Below are 26,563 nucleotides of genomic sequence, written 5' to 3'. Positions count from 1 at the left end.
GTGCAGCGGGGGGGTGGTGTGCACCGCGTTGATCATCGGGGGGTCGTGGAGCGGCGACGAGGACCGGCACCCCGCGCGGGTGAGGCCGCGCGGCGGCGAGGCCGAACGCCGCCGCGGCGGCCGCCAGCACGGCGGCGAGCAGACGGCGGTGCCGGCTCAGCGTCGCCCTCATCGGCGTCGCTTCGGCAGCGGGGTCACAGCGGTCATGGGCGCTCCGGGGGAACGTCGGGCCGTCCGGGCGGCAGGGCGGGCCGGGGTGGTCATGGGTGCTGGACGGGGACGCTGGGCCCGTCCAGACGGCAGTGCGGGCCGGGGGTGGTCATGGGCGCTGAACGGCGATGACGGGCCCGTTCAGGGCGGTGGGCGGGTTGGGGACGGTCTCGGCAGGGGCGGGCGGGGAGGACGTCAAGGGAGCTCGATGGGGACCTCGAGCCCGTCCAGGGCGTGCGGGCAGGGGCAGTCGCGGTCGGCGGGGAGCGTGCCGATGATGTCGATGACGAGGTCGCGCAGCCGGTCGACGTTCTGCGCGAAGACGCGGAGCACCTCCTCGTGGGTGACGCCCTCGCCCTCCTCGATGCCGGCGTCGAGGTCGGTGACGAGACAGGCCGGGATGTAGCACAGCGCCAGCTCACGGGCGAGGACGGCCTCGGGGTGACCGGTCATGCCGACGAGGGTCCAGCCCTGGGCGGCGTACCAGCGGGACTCGGCGCGGGTGGAGAAGCGCGGCCCTTCGATGACGACGAGGGTGCCGCCGTCGACCGGCTGCCACTCCGCAGCGCGGGCGGCCTCCAGCGCGGTGTGGCGGCCGCGCGGGCAGTAGGGGTCGGCGAAGGACAGGTGCACGGCGCCGTCGTCGTAGTAGGTCTGCGCGCGGCCGCTGGTGCGGTCGATGAGCTGGTCGGGGATGGCGAGGGTGCCGGGGCCGTACGCCGGGGCCAGCGAACCGACGGCGCTCGGGGCGATGACCTGGCGGACCCCGAGGGAACGCAGGGCCCAGAGGTTCGCCCGATAGGGGATCTTGTGCGGCGGATAGCGGTGGTCGCGGCCGTGCCGGGGCAGGAACGCGACTCGGCGACCGGCCACCGTGGTCAGGGCGATGGTGTCGCTGGGCGGGCCGTAGGGGGTGGGCACCTCGATCTCCTCGACGTCGTCGAGGAAGGAGTAGAAGCCGGACCCACCGATCACGCCGATCTCTGCATGCATGAGCCGGACCCTAGTCGGCCGCCGCGACGGGCCGCGAGACCACCCTCCGAACCTGTGGACAACGCGCGCTCCAGCCACCTGGCCACGGATCGATATCAGACTCGCGATATGTCTTGTCAGTGCGAGGGACGCGTAATATCTTCTCGGCGATAGAGAGATGTTACGCGCTTCCAGAAAGGTGAACCATGCCGAGCCGACTGGCCGGTGTTCCCGCCGGCCGCCGTACCAAGTGGGTCGTCCTCGTCGCCTGGCTGATCCTGCTGATGGTCGGCGGCGCGCTCGGGGGCAAACTGCAGGGCGTCACGAAGAACAGCGCCGAGGCCTACCTGCCGGGCGGGGCCGAGGCGACCAAGGTCATCAAGCTGCAGCAGAAGCTGCACCACGAGGACGGGACCGTCACGCTCGTGTCGTACGAGCGGCGCGGCGGCGTCACCCCACAGGACCTGGCGTTCGCGCGGGCGGCGGCCGCGGAGCTGAAGGGCGTCTCGCACGTCGCGTCGGTCACGGGGCCGATCACCTCCAGGGACGGTGCGGCGATGCAGCTCGTCGTCCCGGTCAGCGGCGACGGGGACGTCGTCCTCAAGTCGATCGACGAGCTCCGCAAGGTGGTCGAACGCGGGCCGCCGGCCGGGCTCGACGTCCGCGTCACCGGTCCGGGCGGCACGCAGTCCGACCTGATCGGGGTCTTCATGACGGTCGACGGCACTCTCCTGCTCGTCACCCTGGCCGTCGTGATCGTCATGCTGCTGGTGACGTACCGCAGCCCGTTCCTGTGGGTCGTGCCGCTGGTGTCGGCCGGTTCGGCGTACATGCTGTCCCAGGGACTGGTCTACCTGCTCGCCAAGGCGGGTCTCACGGTCAACAGCCAGAGCACCGCGATCCTGGCGGTCCTGGTGTTCGGCGCCGGCACGGACTACGCGCTGCTGCTGATCGCCCGCTACCGGGAGGAGCTGCACCGGCACGAGGACAAGCACGAGGCCATGCGGATCGCGCTGCGTCGCGCGGGGCCCGCCGTCCTCGCCAGCGCAGCCACCGTGACGATCGCGCTGCTGTGCCTGGTCGTCGCCGAGCTCAACTCCACCAGCGGCCTCGGCCCGGTCGCGGCGGTCGGCATCGTGTGCGCGCTGGTCGCCATGACCACGCTGCTGCCCGCCCTGCTCGTGGCGCTGCCGCGCGGCGTCTTCTGGCCGATCGTGCCGCGGTTCGACGTCCGGTACGTCGACGATTCCGACGCGCTGGAGAAGGAGCACGGCGTCTGGGCCCGCGTCGCGCGGTTCGTCAGCGTCCGGCCGCGGATCATCTCGATCGGCGGCGTGCTGGTGTTGGCCGCCCTGGCGTTCGGCGTCCTGTCGTTGAAGACCGGTCCCATCTCGAACGCCGGACAGTTCGTCGGCACCCCTGACTCGGTCGTGGGCGAGCGGGTGCTGGCCCGGCATTTCCCGGCCGGCACCGGCAGCCCGGCGGTCGTCCTCGGCCCGCGCAACCCCGACCTGCGTGCCACGATCGCCCGTACGCCCGGCGTGTCCGCGGTGAGCGCACCGGTGGTCGCGGGCGACTACGAGCAGTACGACGCGACCCTGTCCAGTGCGGCGGACACCGGCGCCGCCCGCGACACGGTCGACCGGCTGCGCGCCGCGGTGCACCCCCTGAGGGCGATGGTCGGCGGGACCACCGCCGTCAACCTCGACACGCAGCGCGCCGCCGCGCACGACAACAAGGTGATCATCCCGATCGTCCTGGCCGTCGTGTTCGTCATCCTGGTCCTGCTGCTGCGGGCCCTGGTCGCGCCGCTGCTGCTGATGGCGACGGTGGTGCTGTCGTTCGCCGCGTCACTCGGGGTGTGCGGGCTGGTGTTCACCCACGTGTTCGGCTTCGAGGGCGCCGACTCCAGCTTCCCGCTGGAGATCTTCATCTTCCTGGTCGCGCTCGGCGTCGACTACAACATCTTCCTCATGACCCGGGTGCGGGAGGAGTCGCAGCGGCTGGGCACGCGGCGCGGCATCCTGCGCGGCCTCACCGTCACCGGCGGTGTGATCACCTCGGCCGGGGTCGTGCTGGCCGCGACGTTCGCGGGGCTGGCGACCCTGCCGGTGACGGGCACGGTGGAGATGGCCTTCGCGGTCGCGTTCGGCGTGCTGCTCGACAGCCTGCTGATCCGGTCGCTGCTCGTCCCGGCTCTGACGTACGACATCGGGAAGCGCATCTGGTGGCCGGGCCGTCTCGCGGGGGACGCGGCCGTCGAGCCGGACCGACGGTCGACGCCGCAGGCGGTGCGCTGATCACAGGGCGCTGATCACAGGCCCGCCGGCTGAGTACAGGGCGCGACGGGCTCCCCGACCGGGCGGGGAGCCCGTCGCCCACGGCGTCATGGACCGAGCGCCCGCCGGAACCGGCACGGCGACGGCCCCCGTCATCCTCGGCGGGTCAGGCGACCTTCTCGCCGGAGGAACCGCCGGACGAGCCGGCCGAGCCCGAAGAAGAGTCAGAGGAGGACGAGGACGAGGAAGAGGTGTCCTTCTTCGCCTCGGTCTTGGCGGGCTCGCTCTTCTTCGCCGAGCCGCTGGTCGAGGTGCTCGATCCACTGCGGCTGTCGGTGCGGTAGAAGCCCGATCCCCTGAACACGATCGCCGCCGGGGAGAACACCTTGCGCAGACGCCCGCCGCATGCGGGGCACTCGGTCAGCGGGTCGTCGCTGAACTTCTGCACGACCTCCAGAGGCTCACCGCATTCGGTGCACGCGTACTGATACGTCGGCACGAGTTCCTCCTAGCTGTACACAGCCCTCGGGGGGCTGGCACTCTCACTCAGTGACTGCTAATGCTACCGGGCGCCGAATGATTCCCGCCGCACACGTTCACTGATCACCGTGCTCGCCGTACCAGCCGGCCAGCTTCCCGCGCCGGCTGACGGCGCGCAGCCGGCGTTCGGCGGCGGGCCGGGCGGCGCTCGTGGCGACGACCAGCAGCTCGTCGCCCGCCTGCAGGGCGGTGTCGGGGCCCGGCACGAAGCTGTGCCCGTCCCGTACGACCAGCGTGATCACCGCGCCCTCGGGCAGCCGCAGCTCGAAGATCTCCACGTTGTTGAGCCGGGAGTCCGGCGGGATCCGGATCTCCAGCAGGTCGGCGTGCAGCTCCTCCAGCGGGGCGGCCTCGACGTCGATCTCCCGGGCGCGGTCGGGGACGGTCACCCGCAGGAGGCGCGCGAGCGAGGACAGCGTCGGCCCCTGCAGCAGGGTGAACACCACAACGATGATGAACACCTGCGCGAACAGCGCCTCCGCACCGGGCAGCCCGGCCGTCACCGGGATCGTCGCCAGCACGATCGGCACGGCGCCGCGCAGCCCGGCCCACGACAGGAACGCCTTGGCCCGCAGGTCGAGCCCGAAGAACGGCGTGGACACCAGGACCGACAGCGGCCGCGCCACCAGCACGAGGGCGAACCCGCAGATCAACGCCGCGCCGACCTGCGCCGGCAGCTCATCCGGAGACGCCAGCAGCCCGAGCATGATGAACAGTCCGATCTGCGCCAGCAGGGCCAGCCCCTCGGCGAACCCGCGGGTGGCCGGGCGGTGCGGCAGCCGGCTGTTGCCCAGCACGAGGGCCGCCAGGTAGGTCGCCATGAACCCGCTGGTGTGCGCGACGGACGCCGCGCCGTACGCGCCGACGGCGAGCGACAGCACCGCGATCGGGTACAGGCCGGACGCGGGCAGCGCCGCCCGGCGCAGGGCGCGCGCGCCGAGCCAGCCGACCAGGAGCCCGATCGTCGCCCCCACGACGAGCTCGTAGACCAGCTCACCCGCCATCATCAGCGGCGACTCCACGTGTTTCGCGCTGAGAGCGGCGACGAGGATGACGACCGGCGCGTCGTTGAACCCGGACTCGGCCTCCAGGATGCCGGTCAGGCGGGCGGGCAGCGGCAGCCGCCGCAGCACGGAGAACACCGCCGCGGCGTCCGTCGGGGCGAGCACGGCGCCCAGCAGCAGGGCGAGGCGCCAATCGATGCCCACCAGCCAGTGCGCCACCGCCGCGACCACCGCGATGCTGACCGCGGTGCCGGCGACGGCCAGCGAGAGGGCGGCCGGGATGGCCCCCCGTACGGCCGACCAGCGGGTGGTGAGTCCGCCTTCGGCCAGGATGAGGACCAGCGCCGCCAGACCCAGTGTCTCGGCGACCAGCATGTCGTCGAACCGGATGCCGAACCCCGACTCGCCCAGCACCAGGCCGAACGCCAAGTACAGCAGCAGACTGGGCAGCCCGCTGCGGTGGGCCAGTCGGACGGCCACGATCGCCACGATGACCACGATCGAGCCGAGCAGCAGCCACAGGTCGAGTTTCACCCACACCCCCTTGAACAGGACTTTCTCACAATCCGTCACCGGCGACGGCGGAGCGCCGCCGCGCTGGACGGGGGAAGGCCGAATCAGCGGTAGCGAATCGGCGCCGACGGATCAGCGCCGATGGATCAGCGATGGCGGATCAGCGGTAGCGGATCAGCGGTGGCGGATCAGCGGGTCGACACCGTTGACGACGTTCGTCACCGGCCGGCCCTCGGCCGCGGCCCGTATGTTGTCGACCACGGCGGTGATGATGTTGAGCTGCGACTGCCGGGTCGCGCCGGCCGCGTGCGGAGAGAGCAGGACGCTCTCGTGCCGCCGCAGCGGATGGTCGGCGGGCGGCGGCTCGTCCTCGTACACGTCGAGCGCCGCTCCGGCCAGCCCGCCGCCGTCCAGCGCGGCGAGCACGGCGTCGTCCGGCACGATCCCGCCACGCGCGACATTGATCAGGAACGCGCCCCGGGGCAGCAGCGCCAGCCGCCGGGAGTCCAGCAGCCCGACGGTCTCCGGCGTGCGCGGCAGGCAGACGACGAGGATGTCGGAGCCGGCGAGCAGGTCGTCCAGCTCCTGGTAGACGCCGGTGTCCCGGCGCCGCCGCGACCAGTACGCGACCCGGCAGCCCAGCGCCTCGAACAGCCGCATGACCTCCGCGCCGATCGCGCCCATGCCGAGCACGCCGACCCGGCGGTTCGCCAGCTCGTCCGAACCGCGGGCGGCCGTCTCCAGCTGCGGCCAGCCGCCCTCCCGCATGCGCCGGTCCGCCCAGGACAGCTGCCGGGACAGGTCCAGCGCGGCGGCCAGGGCCCACTCGGCCACCGAACGGGCGTTCGCGCCGGCGGTGTTGGCCACCGCCACCCCGGCGGCGGTCAGCGCGTCCAGGTCGAGGCTGTCCACCCCGACCGACGGCATCTGCACGAACGCCAGGCGCGGGGCGGCCGCCACGGCGGCGGCGTCGAGCGACAGCTCGCCGGTGAAGTCGCCGACGACCAGCTCCGCGTCGGCCAGCGCCGCGTGCAGGGCCTCGCGACTCCGCTCGGCGGGCACGACGACCTCGGCGAGCGGGTCGAACACGTGGTGGATCAGGTCCGGGCCCAGCGGCGGCAGCGCGAGCAGCCGCCAGCCCTTGGCGTTCACGTCCCTCCCCCGGGCGGAGCGAACCTGACCAGGCCGCCCGACGGGGTGACCGCCGCGCGTACGGGCAGGTCGTGTGCTTCGGCGGGCAGGGAGGCGACCAGCTCGGTGTCGTAGACCGGCGCGATCGTCAGGATGCCGGGGGCGACGCGGGTCAGCGCCCGGTCGTACGAGCCGCCGCCGCGCCCGAGGCGCACGCCGGTCGACGACACCGCCAGCGCGGGGACGAGGACCATGTCGGCGCTGCGGATCGCCTCCGGGCCGCGCGCCGGCTCGGTGGGCTCCAGCAGGCCGTACGGCCCCGGCCGCAGCGAGTCGGGGCCCTCGTAGGAGGCCCAGTCCAGGTCGCGGTCCGGCAGCAGCCGAGGAACGAGGACGTACGTGCCGCGCTTCCACAGCGCGAACAGGAGGCTCTGGGTGGCCGGCTCGGTGCCGACCGAGACGTACGCGGCGACGGTGCCGGCCATCTCCGCCTCCGGCAGCGTCAGCACGGTGTCGCGCAACAGCCGCCCGGAGGCGGTGCGTTCGTCCGGGGTGAGGCGGGCGCGGGCCGCCAGCAGGTCCGAACGCAGGGCCGTCTTCTCCTCGGTGATGTCGCGCACGTCTCTATTGTCGCGTGAAACCGGAGTGAGAATCCCCTTCGAATGCACGACGCAAGGGGGGACCGTTCGCGGAACAGCCGCGATCGACGGTTAGGGTCTTGTCATGGCCGACCACGTACCCGTCACCAAGGCGGTCGTTCCCGCTGCCGGCCTTGGCACGCGCTTCCTGCCCGCGACCAAGGCGACCCCCAAGGAAATGCTCCCCATCGTCGACAAGCCGGCGATCCAGTACGTCGTCGAGGAGGCCGTCGCGGCCGGGCTCGACGACATCCTGCTGATCACCGGCCGGGGGAAGCGGCCGATCGAGGACCACTTCGACCGCGCGTACGAGCTGGAGGAGGCGCTGCGCGCCAAGGAGGACCCCGAGCGGCTCGGGTCGGTCCGGGAGTCCGCCGAGCTCGCCGACGTCCACTACGTGCGCCAGGGCGAGCCGAAGGGCCTCGGACACGCCGTCCACTGCGCCCGCCGGCACGTCGGCAACGAGCCGTTCGCCGTGCTGCTCGGCGACGACCTGATCGACGAGCGCGACCTGCTCCTGCAGCGCATGCTCGAGGTCCGCGAGACCCACGGCGGCAGCGTCGTGGCGCTGATGGAGGTCGAGCCCGAGCAGGTGTCGCTGTACGGCTGCGCCGCGATCGAGCCGACCGACGAGGACGACGTCGTCCGCGTCACCGACCTCGTCGAGAAGCCCGTGCCGGGGGAGGCCCCGAGCCGGTGGATCATCATCGGCCGGTACGTCTGCGACCCCGCCGTGTTCGACGTCCTGGAGAAGACCCCGCCGGGCCGGGGCGGCGAGATCCAGCTCACCGACGCGCTGCTCACGCTGGCCAAGCGGGACCGCTCGGAGGGCGGCCCGGTGCACGGCGTGCTCTTCCGCGGCCGCCGCTACGACACCGGCAACAAGCTGGACTACCTGCGCACGGTCGTGCAGTTCGCGGCCGACCGGCCCGAGCTGGCCGACGAGTTCCTGCCGTGGCTCCGAGAGTTCGTGGCGAAGCACGATGAAGCGGGTAGATGAGCATCTGGCGGACATCCTGGGGTCGGTACGGGAGCTTCCGCCCCTGGAGTTGGCCCTGTCGGAGGCATCCGGCGGCGTCCTCGCCGAGCCCGTCACCGCGCCCGTCGACCTGCCGCCGTTCGACAACTCCGCCATGGACGGATACGCGGTGCTGGCCGCGGACGTCGCGGCCGCGTCCGAGACATCACCCGTAAGCCTGTCGGTCGTCGGCGACATCGCCGCCGGCGACCAGGGCGCGTACGGCATCGCCCCGGGGCTGTGCGCCCGCATCATGACCGGCGCGCCGCTGCCCGGCGGCGCGGACGCCATCGTCCCGGTCGAGTGGACCGACGGCGGCACCGCCAAGGTGACGATCCGGCGGGCCGCCACGCCCGGCCACTACATCCGGCGCGCGGGGGAGGACGTCACCGCCGGGCAGACCGTCCTGCCGGCCGGCACCCGGCTCGGCGCCGCCCAGATCGGCATGCTCGCCGCGGTCGGCCGGGCCCGCGTCCTCGTACACCCCCGGCCCCGCGTCGCCGTGCTGTCCACCGGCAGCGAACTGGTCGAGCCCGGCCGCCCGGTCGGTCCCGGCCAGATCTGGGACTCCAACAGCTTCGCGCTGACCGCCGCCGTCACCGAGGTGGGCGGCGTGGGGTTCCGGGCGGGCTCGGTCGGCGACGACCCGCGTGAGGTCCTCGCCACGATCGAGGAGCAGCTCGCGTCCGCCGACCTGATCATCACGTCGGGCGGGGTGAGCATGGGCGCCTACGACGTCGTCAAGGAGGTGCTGTCCGGGCTCGGCACGATGCGGTTCGAGAAGGTCGCGATGCGGCCCGGCAAACCCCAGGGCTTCGGCCTGCTCGACGACCGCGTCCCCGTCTTCACACTGCCCGGCAACCCGGTCAGCGCGTACGTCTCCTTCCAGGTGTTCGTCCGCCCGGCGCTGCGCGCGCTGCAAGGGCTGCCGCCCGCCCCGCCGCGCACCGTACGGGCCTACCTCGCCGCGCCGATCACCTCGCCGGAGGGCCTGCGGCACTACCTGCGCGCGGAGCTGTCGACAGACGCGGACGGGGACTACCGGGTGTTCCCGGCGGAGGCACAGGGCTCCCACCAGGTCTTCGCGCTCGCGTCCTCGAACGCGCTGATCGTCCTGCCCGAGGACGTCACCGAACTCCAGGCCGGGGATACCGTCGACGTGCTGGAGCTGCCATGAGCGAGCGAGTCATGAGCGCAGCGCCTCTGGTCGCTCCTCCGAGGAAGGGGGCCGCATGACCGGTTTCTCGCACCTCGACGAGTCCGGGGCGGCCCGGATGGTGGACGTCTCCGCCAAGGAGGTCTCCGCCCGTACGGCCACCGCCACCGGCTTCGTGCGCCTGTCCGCGGAGTGCGTCGCCGCCCTGCGTGCCGGGAACGTCCCGAAGGGCGACGCGCTCGCCGTCGCCCGCATCGCCGGGATCCAGGCGGCCAAGCGCACTCCCGACCTCGTCCCGCTGTGCCACCCCATCGCCATCCACGGCGTCACCGTCGACCTGACCGTCCGCGACGACGGCGTGGCCATCGTCGCGCAGGTGCGCACCGCGGACCGTACGGGCGTGGAGATGGAGGCGCTGACCTGCGTGTCCGTCGCCGGGCTCGCCCTCATCGACATGGTCAAGGCGGTCGACCCGGCCGCCGTCATCACGGACGTGCGCGTCGAGGAGAAGACCGGCGGCAAGACCGGCGTCTGGCGGCGGCCGTGACGGCGATCAGGGCCATGGCGGTCACCGTGTCGAACCGCGCCCACGCCGGCGTCTACGAGGACACCTCCGGGCCGGTCCTCGCCGGTCTCCTGCGCGACCTCGGCTGCCAGGTCGACGGCCCGGTCGTCGTCCCCGACGGCGAGCCGGTCGAGGAGGTCCTGCGTGACGCCGTCGCTCAGGGCTACGACGCCGTCGTCACCAGCGGCGGCACCGGACTCACCCCGACCGACCGGACCCCGGAGATGACCAGGCGCGTCATCGAACGCGAGATCCCCGGCATCGCCGAGGCCATCCGGCTCACCGGCCGGCAGAAGGTCCCGGCCGCGATCCTGTCCCGCGGCCTGGCGGGCGTCGCCGGACGTACCCTCATCGTCAACCTGCCCGGCTCGACGGGCGGGGTACGCGACGGGATGGCCGTACTCGGCGAGGTGCTGCGACACGCCGTCGACCAGATCGGCGGCGGCGATCACCCGCGCACACCCTGACGAGGATGGCGTAGGACCCGCCACAGGGGAATCATGGGAGTGTGGCAAGCATGCGGGGTTGGCCGGCCAACCTGAACGAGGGGCCGGTCGGGCTGCGGCCCTTGCGGCTACGTGACGCGCCGATCTGGCGGGAGGTGCGGATCCGCAACGCCGAATGGCTGCGTCCCTGGGAGCCGACCAATCCCGAGACGCCGCTCTTCCGCAGTGGGCTCGGTCCCTACCTCAGCATGGTGCAGACGATGCGCCGCGAGGCCCGGCACGGCCTGGCCCTGCCGTGGGTCGTGACGTACGACGGGGAGTTCGCCGGGCAGCTCACCATCGGCGCCATCGTCTGGGGCTCCGCCCGGTCGGCACAGATCGGCTACTGGGTCGACAAGGCCGTCGCCGGTCGCGGCGTCATGCCGACCGCCGTCGCCCTGGCCGTCGACCACGCCTTCTTCAACGTCGGCCTGCACCGCGTCGAGGCGAACATCCGCCCGGAGAACACCGCGAGCCGCCGCGTCGTCGACAAGCTCGGCTTCCGCGAGGAGGGCGTCCGCCGGCGGCACCTGCACATCGACGGCGCCTGGCGCGACCACATCTGCTACGCCCTGACGACGGAGGACGTTCCCGGTGGCCTGCTGGCCCGCTGGCGTGCCAGCACCCGCCAGGCCTTCCCGCACTGAGTCCGGACCAGCGTCGAGGGGGACGGCGGCTGAGGCGTTCACCGGGATGCCGCCCCCCGGCGACCCAGGGTTTCCCGCGGACACGGGATGATCACCGCAGCCGGACGGTGGCGCGGACGATACGGGAACGTGATGTTTGCGGAGCCATACTCCGGATACCGAGGGTGGCGGGCGCCGTGATCATGGTGCCTGGAAACTTTTGGTCAGCAAAGTTTCAGGAAGGATCCGATCTCGCGACACACCGCCCCTAATGCTCGTCAACCACTGACGGTGGGTCTTAGCGTGCGGGACGTGAGCGAGCGCGTCTGCGAGGTCAGCCTGCGGCCTCGACGCGCCTATGAGGAGGGCTGATGAGCAGCGCACTCCTCTACCTTGCGATCGTAGCCGTCTGGGGCGTCGTCCTGGTCCCCATGTGGCTCCGCCGCGACGGCTCCCGCACCCGGAACCGGCGCCTGGACGATGACGCCGACACACTGGCCGAGACGCCCGCCGAGGCCGGTGAGAGCCTCGACGAGGCACCGCTCGAGGACGAGGTGATCCCGGCTCGTGCGACCCGCTCCGCCGCCGGCCGGCGGGCGAGCCGCGCCGCCGTCATCGCCCGCCGCCGACGCCGCACCGTCGGTCTCATCCTGCTCGTGCTGACGGCGGTCGCCACCGTCGTCGCCGGCGTCACGCCGTGGTGGTTCACGCTGCCGCCGTCCGTGCTGCTCGTCGGCCACCTCACGCTGCTGCGCATCGCCGTCAAGATGGACGCCGAACGCCGCCGCGCCCGACGCCTCGCCCACCTCCGCGCCCTCGAGGCCGACCGCCGCGCCCGTGCCAAGGAGGAGGCACGCCTCGCCCGCGAAGCCCAGCGGTCCGCCGAGATCATCGCCATGCCCGACCGCCCGCAGCAAGAGGTCTACGACCAGTACACCGACCAGCGCGCCGTCGGCGACTGAACCGGGCCGACGAAGACCGGACCCGCCCTGCCGTGGCGGATGTCGTCGCCTACTCTCGACCGAACCGGCGGCCCGCCGCCGCGGCGCGACCCGCCGGGCGGCGGCAGGCGCTGATCACTGGCGTTCACTGCCCTCTATCGGCAGCAGATGCCAGGGATCAACGCGGCCGTGCAGGCCCACGCTGCACGGCCGCGTTGATCCTGTCGGGGGCGCTCGGAAGCAGTGCCGACCTGCTGTGATCCGGAACACCGGGCAACCGATGCGCGAGGAGTGCCGAATGTTTGCTAGCCTTACAGCGTCCTTGGGGCTGTAGCGCAGTCCGGTAGCGCACCTCGTTCGCATCGAGGGGGTCAGGGGTTCAAATCCCCTCAGCTCCACTTCGGACCTGGGACCAGCGGGAAGAGAGCTTCGCTCTCTTCCCGCTGGTCCTTCGTCGTTTCCTCCGGGGGACACCCCCCCGGACCCCCGATGGTCAAAGGCCGGTCCCGTTCACGGAACCGGCCTTTTTCGATCTTGTACAGCAGTGGAGTACAGCAACAGCTACGAATCGAGCCGCTTGCCGAGTCGCTTGAGCGCCTTCCGCGTGGCGTCCGAGGAGACCTCGCTGTAGACGTTCATGGTGACCGAGATCTGGCTGTGCCGCAGGATCTGCATCGCCACCCTCGGGTGTACGTCCATTGCGAGGAGGATTGAGGCGCACGTCTTGCGCGTCGCGTGAACCGGGATCTTTCGGACGGCGGCCTTTGCGCACGCGGTGGCGAAGCTCCGGTTGAAGTTACGCGGCTCGATCGGCTGCCCGGTGCGCGTCGTGAAGACCAGGCCCAGGCCCGGCCACTCACCCCCGGCAGCGTCGCGGGCCGCCGCCTGGTCCTTCTCACGCTCGCGGAGCGCCGTGGCGCAGATGCCGACGAGGGGGAGCACCGCGTCAGAGCTCTCGGACTTGGTCTCGCGGTGCAGAAGCTGCCGCCGGATGCGCTGAATCTGCCAGCCGATCGTCAGCTCTGACTTTGGGGCGATCGGCTGACGCGCCGCTTCCGATCCTCAGGCCGTAGCCGGCCTTGCGGTCCGGGTCGGCTTGTCCTCGATCTTGGCGGTTGTCTGACCAGCACCTTTGCCCGGTCTGGCCAGATGACCAATCATCTTGCGGTTACGTGATGCCGTGAGCTTCCTCAGGAGAAGACGAGTTCGAGTACTGTGCCCACGAAAATGCACATCAGTCCTGGGCCCCAGAACAGTTTCACGTAGAACCATTCTTCCGTCAGGTCGATGTCCTCGAGTGTTCCAGTCTGGGCCCGCTTCGGCTTTCTCCGGTCGTACACCACCGGCACGACGGTGCCCACTGGCCCGCGTGGCTCCGGCCCGACCTCGATAAAACTGGCTCGAGGCGAGCCCTCGTCCAGACGGACGTCGTAGTAGACGCGATGGCCGCCCCTGATCCATTCCTGCAGGGTGGAGACCGCTTCACCCTCGACGCCGTGACGTTGCAGTCTGCGCAGCTTCAGCCACTTGACCATCCCCCCCCGAATTGAGGACGCAGGCGCACACACCAAGAGCCACCAGTGCGGCCGACACATTTTCAACCATGGCCCTACAATCTGCTGACGAAACCGGCCCAATCGAATCGGGTGCCAAGGAGCGACCGCGAAACCCCTGGTAGACGGGTCGTCACCAGGTCGGACATACCTACCGGGAATCTTGCATACTTGTCCACCCACTGCACCGCAGACCTGCGTTGCCTCGCCCGTTCACTGACCGCACATCGCTGAGTGGCCGGCCACCGCTCGCGGGATATGCGCCTCTCGCGTCTGTTCGGTCCGGGGCATGGCGTAAGCCGAGGTCAGCCGGGGACCGTAGACTGTGTCGCCGACCTTCTGTGGATCCGCCGGTGCCCGCTGAGGCTGCTGCTGTACAGCAGGGCAGTACAGCAACACCGTCGTACGGCACCTGCCACGGTCTCATGGCAACGCACGTCCGAGCAGGGCACGCCAGAGCCGACCATGATCGCGCCGGTAGTACGCATCGAGGGGGTCAGGGGTTCGAATCCTCTCTGCTCATCTGGGGCACCTCGGTCGTCGACGCCCCCGTCGCCGGAAGGTGTCCTCCTTGACGCCCCAACAGGCGCTCGACGACCACGGCGGAGAGGCAGAGAAGGGCCGCGAGCACGGAGAAGACGGGGAAGATCGCCGTGCCGTCCCAGACGGTCGCGCCGATGCCCACGAGGAGCGTGGGCGTGATGAGCGCGCCGTACGCGAGCAGGTAGAACATGGACATGACAGCCCCGCGCCGCTCGGCGGGGATGTGTGCGGTCAGGTGGCGCAGGGAGCCGCCGAAGGCGAGTCCGTAGGCACCGCCCTGGAGCGCGAAGGTGAGGATGATGACGCCGGCGTTGCCGGTCGCGAAGCCGCCCACTCCGGCCAGCATCAGCATGGCGAGTGCCGTGTCGCCGACGAGTGCGACCGTGCGGGCGGGGTAGCGGGCGCCGACGACCTGCGCAAAGGCGGCGGCGAGGGGCACGGCCGCGATGACGACACCGCCGAAGAACGGCCCGTCGACGTGCGCGGCGTGGGCGGCGATCGAGGGTTCCAGCGAGAAGCAGACCCGAGCACGGCCCAGGCGGCGCCGGCACCGATCACGGCGAAGACGAAGCGCCCACGGATCTCCTTGGGCACCTGCGGGCGCGGGATTCCCAGCGGCGCGGCACCCGCCGCGGGGTGCGGCTCACGCATCACCAGCAGGAGGACGAACAGGACGAGGGCGATGAGCGCGTCGGCAAGGTAGGGCAGGAGCAGGGGGTGGAAGCCGGTCTGGGCGAGGTCCGCGGTGCCGAGCGCGGCAACGGCGATGCCGGCGTTGAACACGATGGCGGTGAGCGTCCCGCTCCGGGCCGCCCGGTCGGGGCTCACGTCCAGCAGGGCGGCCCCGCCGACGACGACGATCGCGCCGATCCCCAGGCCGTTGAGCATCCGCGCCACGACGAGATATCCGGGTCCTGCGGCGAAGACGAAGACGGCGAGCCCGGCGAGGAGCAGCAGGAGGGCGACGAGGAGTACGGGCCGGCGACCGTACCGGTCGGAGAGGGCCCCGGAGACGAGGGTCGCGACGACAGCCACGGCCCCGTACGCGGCGAAGATGACGGTGGTGAGGAAGGGCGGATAGTCCCACTTCTCGGCATACAGGGAGTAATCCTTGGCCACGGGTTGCAAAGCGCGAGTATCGCCATGCGTTGCAAGGCCGAAGACGTCCCCTGGGTACGTCTGTCGTCGGTCCACGGTCCCCGGCCTGGCCAGAGGGTGCTGACGCTCTCACGCGCCCCCTCTCACCACCGGGGACGCTGAGCGAACTGAGGGCTGTCAGGGCGCTGGGGACGGTCCTGACCGCCCTGCCCGAAACCGGGATTGAAACCGTTGGAGCGCTGGGGGAGCCTTTGATCGTTCTGGTCGCCCTGGGCAGAACCGGAACGGAAACCGTTGGAGCGCTGGGGGAAGTCTGGACGCTGCGGGCGTTCAATGCGCCACGGGTAGGGCTGAGCACAACGAGACGCTCGCCCGGACGGACCCTCGCAGGCCTGGGCGGACCCTCGATGGCCGACGCTCCCACGACCGCCGGTGGACCCGTCACCTGACGTAGTGGTGCGATGCGGCCTTGGCCGGCTCGTCGGCCGCTCCGAGGACGTGTCCGGCCTGGTCGGCCTGGCGGTGTGGGTCGGCTTGGCGGTGCGGGACGGCCGTGGAGTGTGGGTTGGACGAGCCGTCTTACTCGGTTTGGCTGTCTTGTGCGGCTTGGTCGTCTTGTGCGGCTTTGCTGTTTTGCTCGGCTTGGCCGTCGGGGTCGGCTCGGCGGAGGGAGTCGGTTCGGCGGTCGGGGTCGGTTGAGCGGGTGAGCTCGGCTCGGCGGACGGGGTCGGCTTCGCGGTCGGAGTCGATTCGGACGGCGAGGTCGGTTCGGTCGACGGAGTGGATTCAGCCGGTGAGGTCGGCTTCGCGGTCGGAGTCGGTTCGGTCGTCGGGGTCGTCTTGGCGGGTGACGTCGGAGTCGACGACTTCGAGCCGCCTGCCGGGGCGGTGGTCCGCCGAGGCGTCGCGGTCGTGGGCGCGGTGCCGGTCCGGCTCGGCGTCGGCGACGTGTGCGGGTGAGACGTGACCGCCTTCGGTGAGGGGGACGTCCGGTCGCCCGACGGCGTGGGCCGGGCCGAACCGCTCGGCTTCGCACTCTGGTGCGCGGTCGTGCCGGTGTCCTGAGCGCGGTCCGAGCTGGTCAACGCGAAGGCCGCGCCGGTCGCCGCGGCCAGGCAGGCCACCAGGGCCACGACCGGGAGGAGCCGACCGCCGACGGAAGGCTTCTTGTGCTTGGCGTGCGTGCCGCGAACGACCGGCTGCTCGCCGTTGCTCGCGTCCGCGTCCTCGGCCCACGCGGCGTCGATGGCCTCCCAGGCGGCCGACTCCGCGCCGAGCTCCGCGGCCTCGGCCGGTCCGGATTCGGAGGACGCCGGCTCGGCGGGCCGGGCCTCGTCAGGTTCGGACGGAACCGGTCGCGGGTCCGGGGAGCTCTCATCGATACGGCGCAACGGCGCGGTGGCCGACTCGTCGGGGGAGATGCGCGGGATCTGCTGAGTGGCGTCGTCGTCGGCCTGCGCGGCGGGCGCGTCGAGCGAGGGCGTCCCCTCCGCGTCGAACACCGCTGCGCCGCCGAGGGCGGGCTTCGCCGCCGCACACGAGGACAGCACCCGTTCCCGTTCGCCCGAGGGCGGTTCGTACCCCAGCGTCACCAGCCGGTGCAGCGCCTCCCCGCTCAGGGGGGCGAGCATGCCCGAGCCCTGGCCGTGCACGGAGGCGGCGGCCGCTTCCAGGCGCTGCTGCGCCTCCCAGGCGAGCGTCTCGGCGGTCTGCCTCGTCACGCCGAGGACCTGGGCGGTCTGGTCGGCATCGAGAGTGTTCGTCAGCGCCAGAACCTCGCGGTGCCCGGGGCTGAGGAGGGCCAGCGCGCGTCGTGGCGGGTCGGTCGACACGGTCGTCGCGACGCTGCGCGCGAAGGCGCCGCGCCGCACGCACTCGGCTCGGGCGAGTGAGTGCAGCCACACGGGCAGTCGCGCGTCGTCGTCGGGGACGGCACCCGGATCGCGGGCGACCGCCACGAAGGCGTCGCGCAGCGCGTCGCCCGCCTCGACGCCGACCATGACGTAGCAGTACGCGTAGAGCGCTTCGGCGTACTCGTCATAGAGCGTGCCGAACGCCTGCGGATCACCGGCTCGCAGAGTCTCGGTCAGGGACACCGGTACCTCCCGGCCCATCGAATCGCCCAGAGTGGCAAAAAGTTACATACAACGGCGAGAAATGGATACTATCTTGCGATTCGGACTGCGCAGTACCCCTGAGCAGGCAAAATGTCCCCCGGCCGCCCTCGCCTCAGCAGGCGAGCCGCGACAGGCGCGAGGCGCGCAACGTCCGTGGAAGGCCGCCCGGAACACCGACGAGTGCCGTACGGTGACCGCTGCCGGAGACGTACGGGCCGACAGGAGGGACTGGGGATGGTGGACGACGAGGTCGTGCGGACCTTCGAGGAGATCGACTACGACGGCGACGGGTACATCACGGCGATGGAGTTCAAGCTCGCCATGACCCGCCGCCACGAGGCCGTCAGCGGCGACGAGATCAACTCGATCTTCGCCCACGCCGACGACGACGGGGACGGGCGCATCAACCTGGCGGAGTTCGCCAGGGCGTGGAACTCCTGAGGCGGCCCGCCGGTTCCCGGTGGTCGCCGGGAACCGGCGTCGTCCCGGACGTTCGAGCCTCGTCGAAGGCGGTTGACAGTCGATCTGTCGCGCACGACGATGAGCTGCCCGTTTCGCCCATCGCCGGCCGAGGCCGAACGTCGGTGATCCGCGGCGGGAGGACTCGTCCATGTCATCGCGGTGGAGAACCCATGTCCAAGGGCAAGCTGCACAAGCATCTACCAACCATCCTGCTGCCCGGAGAGAGCGTCGTGCTGGCGACCACCGCGCAGGTGAAGGGCGGTGTCAAGAAGCGGCTGACCGAGACCATGACCAAGGGGGCGGTGGCCTCGCTCGCGGTGTCCGCGGTGACCTCGGGAAGTGTCGGGCTGCTCGTCGTCGCGGTGCCGCCGGCGGTCTGGGTCGTCGTCACGTCGTACCGCCTGCTGATGATCGAGCGCATCCACAGCGGATTGGACCTCGGCAAGCTGGTCTTCGACGCGCCGATCCAGGCGCTGACCGCCACCCTGAAACGGGGGCTGCTGAACGAGGTCATCGTCGCGGATCGCAGTGACGGCCAGTCGCTGGTGCGCCTGAACCTGGGGGTCAGGGGAAAGGCGGCACGGGAGATCGTCTCCGCCTTCCCGCCTCCCCTTCTGACGGGGCCGCTCGTCCAGTGAGCCACTCTGTGGAAGCGGTGTTGACGGCCCATGGTCTTCCTGGAGAAAGTGCGGACGAAGCCTTGGCGGGACACGGACCCGCCGCCGTCCGGTGACGCTCGCCGGGTGAGTCCGGCGCTGAGATCCTTGGGCTCTCGCCGGTGATCTACAAGCCCGGAGAAACTCGATATGTGGCCATAATGGCTTGATTTGGCCTATTTCGGGCATTAAGGGATTCTTTGGCGGTGTCGTTCGTTGCCGGAAAGGTGATCGTTCGCACCGCGGTCGTGCGGCCGTCCGTGTTCCACCGGTCGTACGGCGGGCCGGGTGAGTGCCTCGTGGGTCTCGCTCGGCGGATGATCTAGGCTGGCGGCTGGGACACAGGAGTGCATATGGGACAAGGCGCGGTGGACGGCGTCTCCGACGGCAGCGAGGACGCCGCCGCCGGTGAAACAGGGGGCGACTCCCCGGCCCAAGACGGCGAGGGCGACGCCGGAGGGCGGGCGGGAGAAAAGGGTTCTGCGGTCGGAGTAGGCGGCAGGCGCGGCGCACTGGCCGAGGACGGCATCTCCGTCGTCCAGGCCGCAGCGGCGCCCAAACGCGTGGCCCCGACGGGCGCCGAGGCGGCAGCCGATGACCGTACGGACGTCGCCGCCCCGTCCGACGCGGCCGGCACCGCGACCGGCGCGGCCCGATCTGATGGCACCGCGTCCTCGTCCGGCACCGCCCACGACACCCCGCCCGGCACCGCCGACGACACCCCGCCCGGCACGGCCGGAACCGTGGACGACGCCCCGTCGGACGCGGATGCCACCGACTCGGACGACGTCGACGCCGATACCGACGCGGCGGACGCGGAGGCCGAGGACGCGGCGGCGTCCGAGCGCGCGTCCGGCGAGCAGGCTCCCGCCAATGCCGACGCCGACGACGCCTCGGCGGAGGAGGGCGGTGGGTCCTGGCGCGGTCTCGTGCACGCACTCGGGCTGACGGTCGCCTCCGCGGTGGTCTGGGGAATCGCGCACATCTGGGCCGGACGCCGTGTCGCCGGGATCCTCCTGATGGGCCTGTTCGCCGTCCTCGTCGGCGGCGGAGTGTTCGTCGCCCTGCGGTACCAGCACGACCTCAAGAACATCGCGGTGCAGCGGGACTGGCTCGCCGGAATCACCGGCGGCATCCTGGCGCTCGCGCTTCTGTGGGCCGGCATCGTCGTCCGCTCGTACCAGGTGGTCCGCCCCACCGGGATGGCCCGGACCGCGCGGGTCCTCGCGGGCGCGATGGTCCTGGTGCTCGCCGTCGGGGTGTGCTCGCCGCTCGTCTGGGCCGCGCGCAGCACCTACACCCTGCGGGACACGATCGGCACGATCTTCCACGGCGACCAGGCGCGGCCGCAGCCGGTCAACGTGGAGGACCCGTGGAAGGACAAGCCGCGGGTCAACATCCTCCTGCTCGGCGGGGACGGGGCCGGTGACCGCATCGGCATCCGTACGGACAGCATGACGGTCGCCAGCATCGACACGAAGACCGGGGACACGGTGCTGTTCAGTCTGCCCCGGAACCTGCAGCACTTCCCGATGCTCCCCCGCCTGCGGTCCCGCTGGCCGGACGGGTTCACCGGGGTGGGCGCCCCGGGCGACCAGGGCCTGCTGAACGAGCTGTTCCAGGACGCCGAGGACGATCCTTCGCTCGTGCCCGGCTTCGGCAAGGGCCGGCGCGGCCCCGAACTGGTCCGCGAGGAGATCTCGTACCTCATCGACCAGCCCATCGACTACTACATTCTCGTCAACCTGTTCGGCTTCGCCGACATCGTCGACGCCATGGGCGGGGTGAAGGTCCACATCGCCCACGACATCCCGTTCGGCGGCCCGGAGGACGGCAGCGCGCCCACCGGGGTGCTCAAGACCGGGGACCGGGACCTCAGCGGCAAAGAGGCGCTCTGGTACGGGCGGTCGCGCACGGCGAGCGACGACTTCACCCGGATGGGGCGGCAGAAGTGCCTGATGAAGGCGATCGCCGAGCAGGCGGACCCGCAGCGGGTGCTGACCCGGTTCCAGCAGCTCGCGGCCGCCGCGAAGAAGACGATCTCCACCAACATCCCGGCCGAACTGCTGCCCGCCCTCATCACGCTCTCCGGGACGATGAAGCACGGCGCGCAGATCAGCAGCCTGATGTTCGTTCCGCCGCAGTTCCACGTCTACCGACCGGACCTGCAGGTCATGCGGCGTGCGGCGGCGGCCGCGCTCGCGGCCAGCGAGGAGCGTTCGGCGACCGCCACCCCCTCACCTGAGGCGTCCGGCGGCACGAGCACCTCCGCGCAGCCGTCGGCGACTCCGGCGCCCGCGGCGTCGCCGGCCGGGCTGAGCAGCCCGGCGCCGTCGAGGTCGGCGGAGGCCTCGGCCGGGGCGAGCGCGGCGTCGTCTCCGGGCGACTCGGCCACCCCGAGTGCCGGCGATGACGCGTCCGGCGGCGCGTCGCCCAAGGCCCAGGCGAAGGACAAGGCGGTCTCGCTGACGGCCGCCTGCGGCGGCTAGTCCGTACCGGATATACGCCATTCACACGGCACTTCATGAGCTTTTCATGAATGCGGTGATAACTGGGGCCAGTGTGCCTTAACGTGCTATCGGTCCAGGTTGGGTCACAGGTCGGGTACGATCCATCGGTCAATGCCAATGGTTACTGACCGCATCCAGTCAATCACTTTGCAAACCGGTCGGCGCGGCCGCACGTCCCTGATGGGAATGCGCGCCCGGAGCGAGCCTTGCTCGCGAGCAGAGGATCAGGAGACTTCATGGCACGGCAGGTTGGGAGGCGTGAGCCGGTCCCCGTCGCCGGTCTGTGGCGGGCGTTGGGGCTGACCCTCGCCTCCGCGGTCGTGTGGGGAGTGGCTCACGTGGCGGCCGGTCGCCGCGCCGCCGGTTTCACGCTGATGGGAATCCTCGGACTGCTGATCGCGGGAACCGCCGCCACAGGGCTGGCGTTCCAGGAGAAGCTGAAGCAGATCGCCGTGCAGGGCACGTGGTTGAACGTCATCATCGCCGCCTTGCTGGCTTTGGCGCTGGTGTGGGTGTCGGTGGTGATCCGGTCGTATCAGGTGGTGCGGCCGGTGGGGTTGCCGACGGCGATGCGGGTGGCGTCGACGACGCTGGTCGTGGTGCTGTCGTTGTTGATCTGCACGCCGTTCGTGTACGCGGCGAACACCACGTACGTGCTGCGGGACACACTGTCGAAGATCTTCCCCGGCGACGACACGTCCGGCCAGAAGGTGAACGCGGCCAACCCGTGGAAGGACATGCCGCGGGTCAACGTCCTGCTGCTGGGCGGTGACGGCGGTAAGGACCGCACCGGCATCCGTACCGACAGCATGACGGTCGCCAGCATCAACACCAAGACCGGTGACACGGTCCTGTTCAGCCTGCCCCGGCAGCTCCAGAAGTTCCAGCTGCCGCCGCGGCTCCGGTCGCGGTGGCCGCAGGGCTACACCGGGGACCCGGGGGACCAGGGGCTGCTCAACGAGATCTACATCGAGGCACAGCGGCACCCCGACCTGCTGCCGAAGTACAAGAAGGCGGCCCAGCGCGGCCCGCACCTGCTCGAGGAGGTCATTGGCTACCTCCTCGGCATCAAGATCCACTACTACGTGCTGGTGAACCTGTCCGGGTTCAAGGACATCGTGGACGCCATGGGCGGTGTAACGGTCCACATCGAGAAGAAGCTGCCCATCGGCGGCGAGCCGGAGCGGGGCATCCCGCCGTCCGGCTATCTCCTGCCGGGCACGCACCACCTGAACGGTGAGAAGGCGCTGTGGTACGGCCGCAGCCGGCACGCCGACGACGACTTCCACCGGATGGACCGGCAGAAGTGCCTGATGAAGGACATCGCCGAGCAGGCCGACCCGCAGAAGGTCGTCACGCACTTCGAGAAGCTGGCCAAGGCCGCGACCAACACGATCTACACGAACATCCCGTCGGCGCTGCTGCCGGCGCTCGTGAAGCTGTCCGGCACCGTGAAGAACGGCGCCGACATCCACAGCCTTCCGTACAACCCGGACAAGATCCCCGGCTTCCACGTCTACCAGCCGGACGTCCAGATCATGCGGAACGTGGCGGCCAAGGCCATCGCGGCGAGCGACAACCCCCGGCAGAGCAAATCCACCCCGACCGCCAGCGCCTCCGCGAAGACGAACAAACGCAAGACTTCGCGCGTCCAACCCAGTGCGACGGCCTCCACCGGCTCCGGTGGCGCGGTCTCGCTGAAGAACGTCTGCGGCTGAGCCGGTGAGCTGAGCCGGGACGTTCGCCACCGGTCCTGGGCCGGCATGTGACTGCAACTGCATTCGACACCGAGTCTCGCCGCCTCGTGTGCGGGACCCGGACGGACGCCCGCGGAGCGGCGTCCGTGATCGGAGGGTCAGGGAACTGATGGCACGGGGTCAGGCGGGAGGGCACCGGCCCGTACCGGTCGCCGGTCTGTGGCGGGCGTTGGTGCTGACTCTCGCCTCCGCGGTCGTGTGGGGAGTGGCTCACGTGGCGGCCGGCCGCCGCGCCGCCGGGTTCGCTCTCATGGGCCTGCTCGTCCTGCTGGTGGGCGGCGCGGCGACGCTGGGGCTGGCGTTCCAGGAGAAGCTGAAGCAGATCGCCGTGCAGGGCACGTGGTTGAACGTCATCATCGCCGCCTTGCTGGCTTTGGCGCTGGTGTGGGTGTCGGTGGTGATCCGGTCGTATCAGGTGGTGCGGCCGGTGGGGTTGCCGACGGCGATGCGGGTGGCGTCCATGACGCTGGTCGTGGTGCTGTCGTTGTTGATCTGCGCGCCGTTCGTGTACGCGGCGAACACCACGTACGTGCTGCGGGACACACTGTCGAAGATCTTCCCCGGCGACGACACCTCCGGCCCGAAGATCAACGCGTCCGACCCGTGGAAGAACATCCCCCGGCTCAACGTCCTACTGCTGGGCGGTGACGGCGGTAAGGACCGCACCGGCATCCGTACCGACAGCATGACGGTCGCCAGCATCGACACCCACACCGGCAACACGGTGCTGATCAGCCTGCCGCGGAACCTCCGGTTCTTCCAGGTGCCGGCCCGCCTGCGCTCCATCTGGCCGAACGGCTATCGGAACGTGAACGCGCAGCTCGGGTACGACGGAATGCTCAACTCGGTCTACCTGAGCGGTGAGAAGAACCCCAGCCTGGTCCCCGGGTTCAAGAAGGGACAGCGGGGCCCGCACCTGCTCGAAGAGGTGATCGGGAACCTCATCGACTTGAAGATCAACTACTACGTTCTGGCGAACCTGGACGGGTTCAAGGACATCGTGAACGCCATGGGCGGCGTGACGGTCCACGTCGAGAAGGCGCTGCCGATCGGCGGCGAGATCGCGAACGGCCACTACACCAAGCAGCCCACCGGCTGGCTCAAGCCCGGCACCCAGCACCTGAACGGCGAGAAGGCCCTCTGGTACGGCCGGTCGCGCGACGCCGACGACGACTTCTTCCGCATGGATCGGCAGAAGTGCCTGATGAAGGACATCGCCGACCAGGCCGACCCGCAGAAGGTCGTCACGCACTTCGAGAAGCTCGCCGAGGCCGCGACGAAGACCATCTCCACGAACCTGCCCGCGGCGCTGCTGCCGCCCCTGGTCAAGCTGTCCGGCATCGTCAAGGGCGGGGCCGACATCACGAGCCTCGCCTTCAACCCGTACAAGATCAAGGGCTTCGGCACGGACAACCCGAATGTGCCGCTCATGCGCCGGCTGACCGCCCGGACCATCAGCGCCAGCACGCAGCCGAAGCCCACGCCCAGCCCGACGACCACCGTCAAGAAGCGCAGGACGAAGAGGAAGACCTCGCCGACGGCCTCGCCGACGGCCGGGACGACGGCGGCCTCGAACGGCTCGGTCTCCCTCAAGAACGTCTGCGGCTGAATCGGCTCCGGCGCACCGGGTGACGTACGGACCGGCCGGGCCATCGCGGTTCACGATGCAGAATGTGCTGATGACCCGTATCCCCCCGCTGCGCCGGCGCGTGCTCGTGGCGATCGTCGGCGTGGCCGCCCTGGCGGTCGTGCTGTTCGCGATCCCGCTGGCCATCGCGCTCCAGCGGTTGTATCGGGATGAGGCGATCAAGTCACTCGAACGCGATGCGACCCGCATCTCGGCGGCGGTGCCCGACACGATCGCGCGGCGCCCGAAGCCGGTGACGCTGCCCACCGGTATGTCCCGGCACCTCAGCGTGGGCATCTACGACCTCGACGGCGACCGGGTCACCGGGCGCGGCCCGAGCAACTCACCGGTCGCGGGGGCCGCGGGAGACGGACGGGTCCACGAGGCGGTCGAGAACGGCCTGCTGGCCGTGTCCGCGCCGGTCCCCTCCGACGAGAACATCGTCGCGGTCGTCCGGGTCGCGACCCCGTACAAGCACATCAGCGGACGGGTCGAACGCGCCTGGCTGCTCATGGTCGCGCTCGCCATCCTCGTCGTCGGGCTCGCCACCGTGGTGGCGCGGCGCCAGGCGGGCCGGCTGGCCGCGCCGCTCGAAGGCCTGACGCGCGACGCCCAGGCGCTCGGCAGCGGCGACTTCAGCATCCGGGCGCGCTCCGTCGGCGTCCGTGAGGCGGACGCCGCGAGCCGCGCCCTCGAGGCGACCGCCCGGCGCCTCGGCGACCTGCTCGAACGCGAACGCGCGTTCAGCGCCCACGTGTCCCACCAACTGCGCACGCCGCTGACCGGACTGCTCCTGGGCCTGGAGTCGGGGCTGACGGGGGAGGACCCGCGGGCGGTCATCCGCACCGCGATCGAACGCGGCGAGCATCTCCAGGAGATCATCGACGATCTCGTACGCCTGGCGCGCGGCAGCCCGGCCGACCGCGGAGTGCTGAACGTCCCCGCGCTGCTCGCGGAGCTCCGCGCGCGCACTGACGTCACCGTGAAGATCGAGCCGGGCCTGCCCGAGGTGCGCGCCTCGCTGTCGGCCGTACGCCAGATCGTCAACGTCCTGGTCGACAACGCGGTGACCCACGGCAAGGCGCCCATCACCGTGGCCGCGGTCGACGTCGGCCAGGGCCTGGCCATCGAGGTGGGCGACGAGGGCCCCGGCATCCCCGACGGGGCCGACGTCTTCCGCGGCCCCGCCGACGGGCACGGGATCGGGCTCGCCCTCGCGCGCTCGCTCGCCGAGGCCGAGGGGGGCCGCCTGGTCCTGCGACGGCCGGCCCCCCCGGTTTTCAGCTTGCTTTTGCCTACGAGCGACTACCGTGGCGCCGATTGACGCCATGCAGACACACTCACGCCTCCGCCACCGCGCCGCGCTCGGACCGATCGACGCCGCGCCGAGAGACTCACGTCGCCGTGACCGCCTCGCGTTCGTGACGATCGACGCGGCGCCGAGGGACTCAGGTCTCGATGACCACCTCGCGCTCGTACCGGTAGCCGCGCCCGCGCAGCGTGGTGATCTGCCCGTACGGTCCCAGCTTGCGGCGCAGCGTCGAGACGTGCACGTCGAGCGTCTTCGTCGGGCCGAACCAGTTCTCGTCCCAGACCTCGTCCATCAGCTGCTCCCGGGTCACGACCTCCCCGGCGCGCGTCACCAGCGCGGCCAGCAGGTCGAACTCCTTCGGCCGCAGCACCACCTCGGTGCCGTCGACGTGCACCCGCCGCGCGGGCAGGTCCAGCCGGAGCCGGCCGACGCCGATCACCCGGTCGCCCGGCTCGGCCGCGCGGCGGCGCAGGTGGGCGCGGATCCGCGCGACCAGCTCGGTCAGCCGGAAGGGCTTGGTCAGGTAGTCGTCGGCGCCCGCGTCCAGGGCGACGACCACCTCGAACTCCTCGGTCCGCGCGGTCAGCACGACGACGACGGTCAGGGGGAGCTCCGCACGGAGCCGCCGGCACAGCTCGACACCCTCCATGTCCGGCAGCCCAAGATCCAGCAAGATAAGATCCGGTGGATGCGCGCGTACGTCTGTCAACGCCGCCGCTCCGGTCGTCGCCAGACCCGCTTCGTATCCACTGGCGGACAGTGCCTTCAACAATTCGGATCCGATGATGGCATCGTCCTCCACCACCAGGATGCGTTCCCGCGTCACACAACAGATCCTAAGGACCCTCCC

24 protein-coding genes and 1 tRNA gene are annotated in these 26,563 nt (G+C 71.0%); 14 read left to right on the top strand and 11 right to left on the bottom strand.

Annotation, left to right across the window (positions count from 1 at the left end; genetic code table 11):
* Nucleotides 1-405: 405 nt before the first annotated feature.
* Complete coding sequence (locus AB0K82_RS17260; protein WP_345354697.1) at nucleotides 406-1,203, bottom strand: S-methyl-5'-thioadenosine phosphorylase; 798 nt, start codon at nucleotides 1,201-1,203, stop codon at nucleotides 406-408.
* 185 nt (nucleotides 1,204-1,388) lie between these two features.
* On the opposite strand from AB0K82_RS17260, the gene AB0K82_RS17255 reads away from it, so the two are divergent.
* Nucleotides 1,389-3,482: an MMPL family transporter gene (locus tag AB0K82_RS17255; protein WP_364397913.1), complete on the top strand. Its 2,094-nt coding sequence runs from the start codon at nucleotides 1,389-1,391 to the stop codon at nucleotides 3,480-3,482.
* 145 nt (nucleotides 3,483-3,627) lie between these two features.
* Here AB0K82_RS17255 and AB0K82_RS17250 read toward each other — a convergent pair whose 3' ends face one another.
* The 4 genes from AB0K82_RS17250 to AB0K82_RS17235 form a co-directional block, all read right to left on the bottom strand.
* Nucleotides 3,628-3,960 (bottom strand): FmdB family zinc ribbon protein, encoded by a 333-nt coding sequence (locus tag AB0K82_RS17250; protein ID WP_364397911.1) that lies wholly within the window; start codon nucleotides 3,958-3,960, stop codon nucleotides 3,628-3,630.
* Nucleotides 3,961-4,057: 97 nt separating this feature from the next.
* Complete coding sequence (locus AB0K82_RS17245) at nucleotides 4,058-5,539, bottom strand: potassium/proton antiporter (protein WP_364397909.1); 1,482 nt, start codon at nucleotides 5,537-5,539, stop codon at nucleotides 4,058-4,060.
* 153 nt (nucleotides 5,540-5,692) lie between these two features.
* On the bottom strand, nucleotides 5,693-6,670 hold the full coding sequence (locus AB0K82_RS17240) for an NAD(P)-dependent oxidoreductase (RefSeq protein WP_364397907.1): 978 nt from the start codon (nucleotides 6,668-6,670) through the stop codon (nucleotides 5,693-5,695).
* Nucleotides 6,667-7,269 (bottom strand): 5-formyltetrahydrofolate cyclo-ligase, encoded by a 603-nt coding sequence (locus AB0K82_RS17235; RefSeq protein WP_364397906.1) that lies wholly within the window; start codon nucleotides 7,267-7,269, stop codon nucleotides 6,667-6,669. Before AB0K82_RS17235 ends, AB0K82_RS17240 begins: the two co-directional genes overlap by 4 nt.
* A 103-nt stretch (nucleotides 7,270-7,372) precedes the next feature.
* Here AB0K82_RS17235 and galU point away from each other — a divergent pair, with 103 nt between their 5' ends.
* The 7 genes from galU (at nucleotide 7,373) to AB0K82_RS17200 (ending at nucleotide 12,476) form a co-directional block, all read left to right on the top strand.
* Nucleotides 7,373-8,287 (top strand): UTP--glucose-1-phosphate uridylyltransferase GalU, encoded by a 915-nt coding sequence (galU, locus tag AB0K82_RS17230; RefSeq protein ID WP_364397904.1) that lies wholly within the window; start codon nucleotides 7,373-7,375, stop codon nucleotides 8,285-8,287.
* Entirely contained in the window at nucleotides 8,271-9,482 is a 1,212-nt protein-coding gene (glp, locus tag AB0K82_RS17225) for a gephyrin-like molybdotransferase Glp (protein ID WP_364397902.1), read from the top strand. Before galU ends, glp begins: the two co-directional genes overlap by 17 nt.
* 55 nt (nucleotides 9,483-9,537) lie before the next feature.
* Nucleotides 9,538-10,008, top strand: coding sequence for a cyclic pyranopterin monophosphate synthase MoaC (gene moaC / locus AB0K82_RS17220; RefSeq protein ID WP_364397901.1), 471 nt, complete (start codon nucleotides 9,538-9,540; stop codon nucleotides 10,006-10,008).
* 14 nt (nucleotides 10,009-10,022) lie between these two features.
* Entirely contained in the window at nucleotides 10,023-10,493 is a 471-nt protein-coding gene (locus AB0K82_RS17215; protein ID WP_364397925.1) for a MogA/MoaB family molybdenum cofactor biosynthesis protein, read from the top strand.
* Nucleotides 10,494-10,543: 50 nt separating this feature from the next.
* On the top strand, nucleotides 10,544-11,158 hold the full coding sequence (locus tag AB0K82_RS17210) for a GNAT family protein (RefSeq protein ID WP_364397923.1): 615 nt from the start codon (nucleotides 10,544-10,546) through the stop codon (nucleotides 11,156-11,158).
* A 350-nt stretch (nucleotides 11,159-11,508) separates the two neighbouring features.
* Entirely contained in the window at nucleotides 11,509-12,099 is a 591-nt protein-coding gene (locus tag AB0K82_RS17205; protein WP_364397899.1) for a hypothetical protein, read from the top strand.
* Between the two features lie 303 nt (nucleotides 12,100-12,402).
* Nucleotides 12,403-12,476 (top strand) — tRNA-Ala (locus AB0K82_RS17200).
* A gap of 163 nt (nucleotides 12,477-12,639) precedes the next feature.
* On the opposite strand, the gene AB0K82_RS17195 is transcribed toward AB0K82_RS17200, so the two are convergent.
* The 5 genes from AB0K82_RS17195 to AB0K82_RS17175 form a co-directional block, all read right to left on the bottom strand.
* The gene (locus AB0K82_RS17195) at nucleotides 12,640-13,020 is read right to left on the bottom strand and encodes a tyrosine-type recombinase/integrase (protein WP_364397897.1); all 381 of its coding nucleotides are present in this window, start codon (nucleotides 13,018-13,020) and stop codon (nucleotides 12,640-12,642) included.
* 248 nt (nucleotides 13,021-13,268) lie between these two features.
* Complete coding sequence (locus tag AB0K82_RS17190; RefSeq protein WP_364397895.1) at nucleotides 13,269-13,613, bottom strand: hypothetical protein; 345 nt, start codon at nucleotides 13,611-13,613, stop codon at nucleotides 13,269-13,271.
* A gap of 514 nt (nucleotides 13,614-14,127) precedes the next feature.
* Entirely contained in the window at nucleotides 14,128-14,526 is a 399-nt protein-coding gene (locus AB0K82_RS17185; protein WP_364397893.1) for a hypothetical protein, read from the bottom strand.
* On the bottom strand, nucleotides 14,520-15,293 hold the full coding sequence (locus tag AB0K82_RS17180) for an MFS transporter (RefSeq protein WP_364397921.1): 774 nt from the start codon (nucleotides 15,291-15,293) through the stop codon (nucleotides 14,520-14,522). Before AB0K82_RS17180 ends, AB0K82_RS17185 begins: the two co-directional genes overlap by 7 nt.
* Before the next feature lie 122 nt (nucleotides 15,294-15,415).
* Entirely contained in the window at nucleotides 15,416-17,368 is a 1,953-nt protein-coding gene (locus tag AB0K82_RS17175) for a hypothetical protein (RefSeq protein ID WP_364397891.1), read from the bottom strand.
* Between the two features lie 255 nt (nucleotides 17,369-17,623).
* On the opposite strand from AB0K82_RS17175, the gene AB0K82_RS17170 reads away from it, so the two are divergent.
* The 6 genes from AB0K82_RS17170 to AB0K82_RS17145 all read left to right on the top strand — a co-directional run bounded on the left by AB0K82_RS17170 (nucleotide 17,624) and on the right by AB0K82_RS17145 (nucleotide 25,725).
* Entirely contained in the window at nucleotides 17,624-17,830 is a 207-nt protein-coding gene (locus tag AB0K82_RS17170; protein ID WP_364397890.1) for an EF-hand domain-containing protein, read from the top strand.
* Between the two features lie 191 nt (nucleotides 17,831-18,021).
* Complete coding sequence (locus tag AB0K82_RS17165; RefSeq protein WP_364397888.1) at nucleotides 18,022-18,489, top strand: hypothetical protein; 468 nt, start codon at nucleotides 18,022-18,024, stop codon at nucleotides 18,487-18,489.
* A 371-nt stretch (nucleotides 18,490-18,860) separates the two neighbouring features.
* Nucleotides 18,861-20,996, top strand: coding sequence for an LCP family protein (locus AB0K82_RS17160; RefSeq protein ID WP_364397886.1), 2,136 nt, complete (start codon nucleotides 18,861-18,863; stop codon nucleotides 20,994-20,996).
* Nucleotides 20,997-21,253: 257 nt separating this feature from the next.
* The gene (locus AB0K82_RS17155; protein WP_364397884.1) at nucleotides 21,254-22,735 is read left to right on the top strand and encodes an LCP family protein; all 1,482 of its coding nucleotides are present in this window, start codon (nucleotides 21,254-21,256) and stop codon (nucleotides 22,733-22,735) included.
* 148 nt (nucleotides 22,736-22,883) lie between these two features.
* Nucleotides 22,884-24,383, top strand: coding sequence for an LCP family protein (locus AB0K82_RS17150; protein WP_364397882.1), 1,500 nt, complete (start codon nucleotides 22,884-22,886; stop codon nucleotides 24,381-24,383).
* Between the two features lie 70 nt (nucleotides 24,384-24,453).
* Nucleotides 24,454-25,725: a HAMP domain-containing sensor histidine kinase gene (locus AB0K82_RS17145; protein WP_364397880.1), complete on the top strand. Its 1,272-nt coding sequence runs from the start codon at nucleotides 24,454-24,456 to the stop codon at nucleotides 25,723-25,725.
* Nucleotides 25,726-25,849: 124 nt separating this feature from the next.
* Here the strand turns inward: AB0K82_RS17145 and AB0K82_RS17140 are convergent, their stop codons facing one another.
* Nucleotides 25,850-26,539 (bottom strand): response regulator transcription factor, encoded by a 690-nt coding sequence (locus AB0K82_RS17140; RefSeq protein WP_364397879.1) that lies wholly within the window; start codon nucleotides 26,537-26,539, stop codon nucleotides 25,850-25,852.
* Nucleotides 26,540-26,563 lie beyond the last annotated feature (24 nt).

This window comes from Actinoallomurus sp. NPDC052274, from assembly GCF_040679475.1.
In the GTDB taxonomy this organism is placed as follows: Bacteria; Actinomycetota; Actinomycetes; order Streptosporangiales; family Streptosporangiaceae; genus Actinoallomurus; species Actinoallomurus liliacearum.
This window is presented reverse-complemented; position numbering and strand designations above follow the sequence as displayed.

Bases quoted from the DNA above. Each gene is read 5' to 3' on its own strand.
- AB0K82_RS17155 (WP_364397884.1), top strand. From the start codon at position 21,254: ATGGCACGGCAGGTTGGGAGGCGTGAGCCGGTCCCCGTCGCCGGTCTG.
- AB0K82_RS17215 (WP_364397925.1), top strand. From the start codon at position 10,023: ATGGCGGTCACCGTGTCGAACCGCGCCCACGCCGGCGTCTACGAGGAC.
- AB0K82_RS17160 (WP_364397886.1), top strand. From the start codon at position 18,861: ATGGGACAAGGCGCGGTGGACGGCGTCTCCGACGGCAGCGAGGACGCC.
- AB0K82_RS17190 (WP_364397895.1), bottom strand. From the start codon at position 13,613: ATGGTCAAGTGGCTGAAGCTGCGCAGACTGCAACGTCACGGCGTCGAG.
- glp (WP_364397902.1), top strand. From the start codon at position 8,271: ATGAAGCGGGTAGATGAGCATCTGGCGGACATCCTGGGGTCGGTACGG.
- AB0K82_RS17210 (WP_364397923.1), top strand. From the start codon at position 10,544: ATGCGGGGTTGGCCGGCCAACCTGAACGAGGGGCCGGTCGGGCTGCGG.
- AB0K82_RS17145 (WP_364397880.1), top strand. From the start codon at position 24,454: ATGACCCGTATCCCCCCGCTGCGCCGGCGCGTGCTCGTGGCGATCGTC.
- galU (WP_364397904.1), top strand. From the start codon at position 7,373: ATGGCCGACCACGTACCCGTCACCAAGGCGGTCGTTCCCGCTGCCGGC.
- AB0K82_RS17165 (WP_364397888.1), top strand. From the start codon at position 18,022: ATGTCCAAGGGCAAGCTGCACAAGCATCTACCAACCATCCTGCTGCCC.
- moaC (WP_364397901.1), top strand. From the start codon at position 9,538: ATGACCGGTTTCTCGCACCTCGACGAGTCCGGGGCGGCCCGGATGGTG.
- AB0K82_RS17170 (WP_364397890.1), top strand. From the start codon at position 17,624: ATGGTGGACGACGAGGTCGTGCGGACCTTCGAGGAGATCGACTACGAC.
- AB0K82_RS17185 (WP_364397893.1), bottom strand. From the start codon at position 14,526: ATGCTGATGCTGGCCGGAGTGGGCGGCTTCGCGACCGGCAACGCCGGC.
- AB0K82_RS17255 (WP_364397913.1), top strand. From the start codon at position 1,389: ATGCCGAGCCGACTGGCCGGTGTTCCCGCCGGCCGCCGTACCAAGTGG.
- AB0K82_RS17150 (WP_364397882.1), top strand. From the start codon at position 22,884: ATGGCACGGGGTCAGGCGGGAGGGCACCGGCCCGTACCGGTCGCCGGT.
- AB0K82_RS17260 (WP_345354697.1), bottom strand. From the start codon at position 1,203: ATGCATGCAGAGATCGGCGTGATCGGTGGGTCCGGCTTCTACTCCTTC.
- AB0K82_RS17205 (WP_364397899.1), top strand. From the start codon at position 11,509: ATGAGCAGCGCACTCCTCTACCTTGCGATCGTAGCCGTCTGGGGCGTC.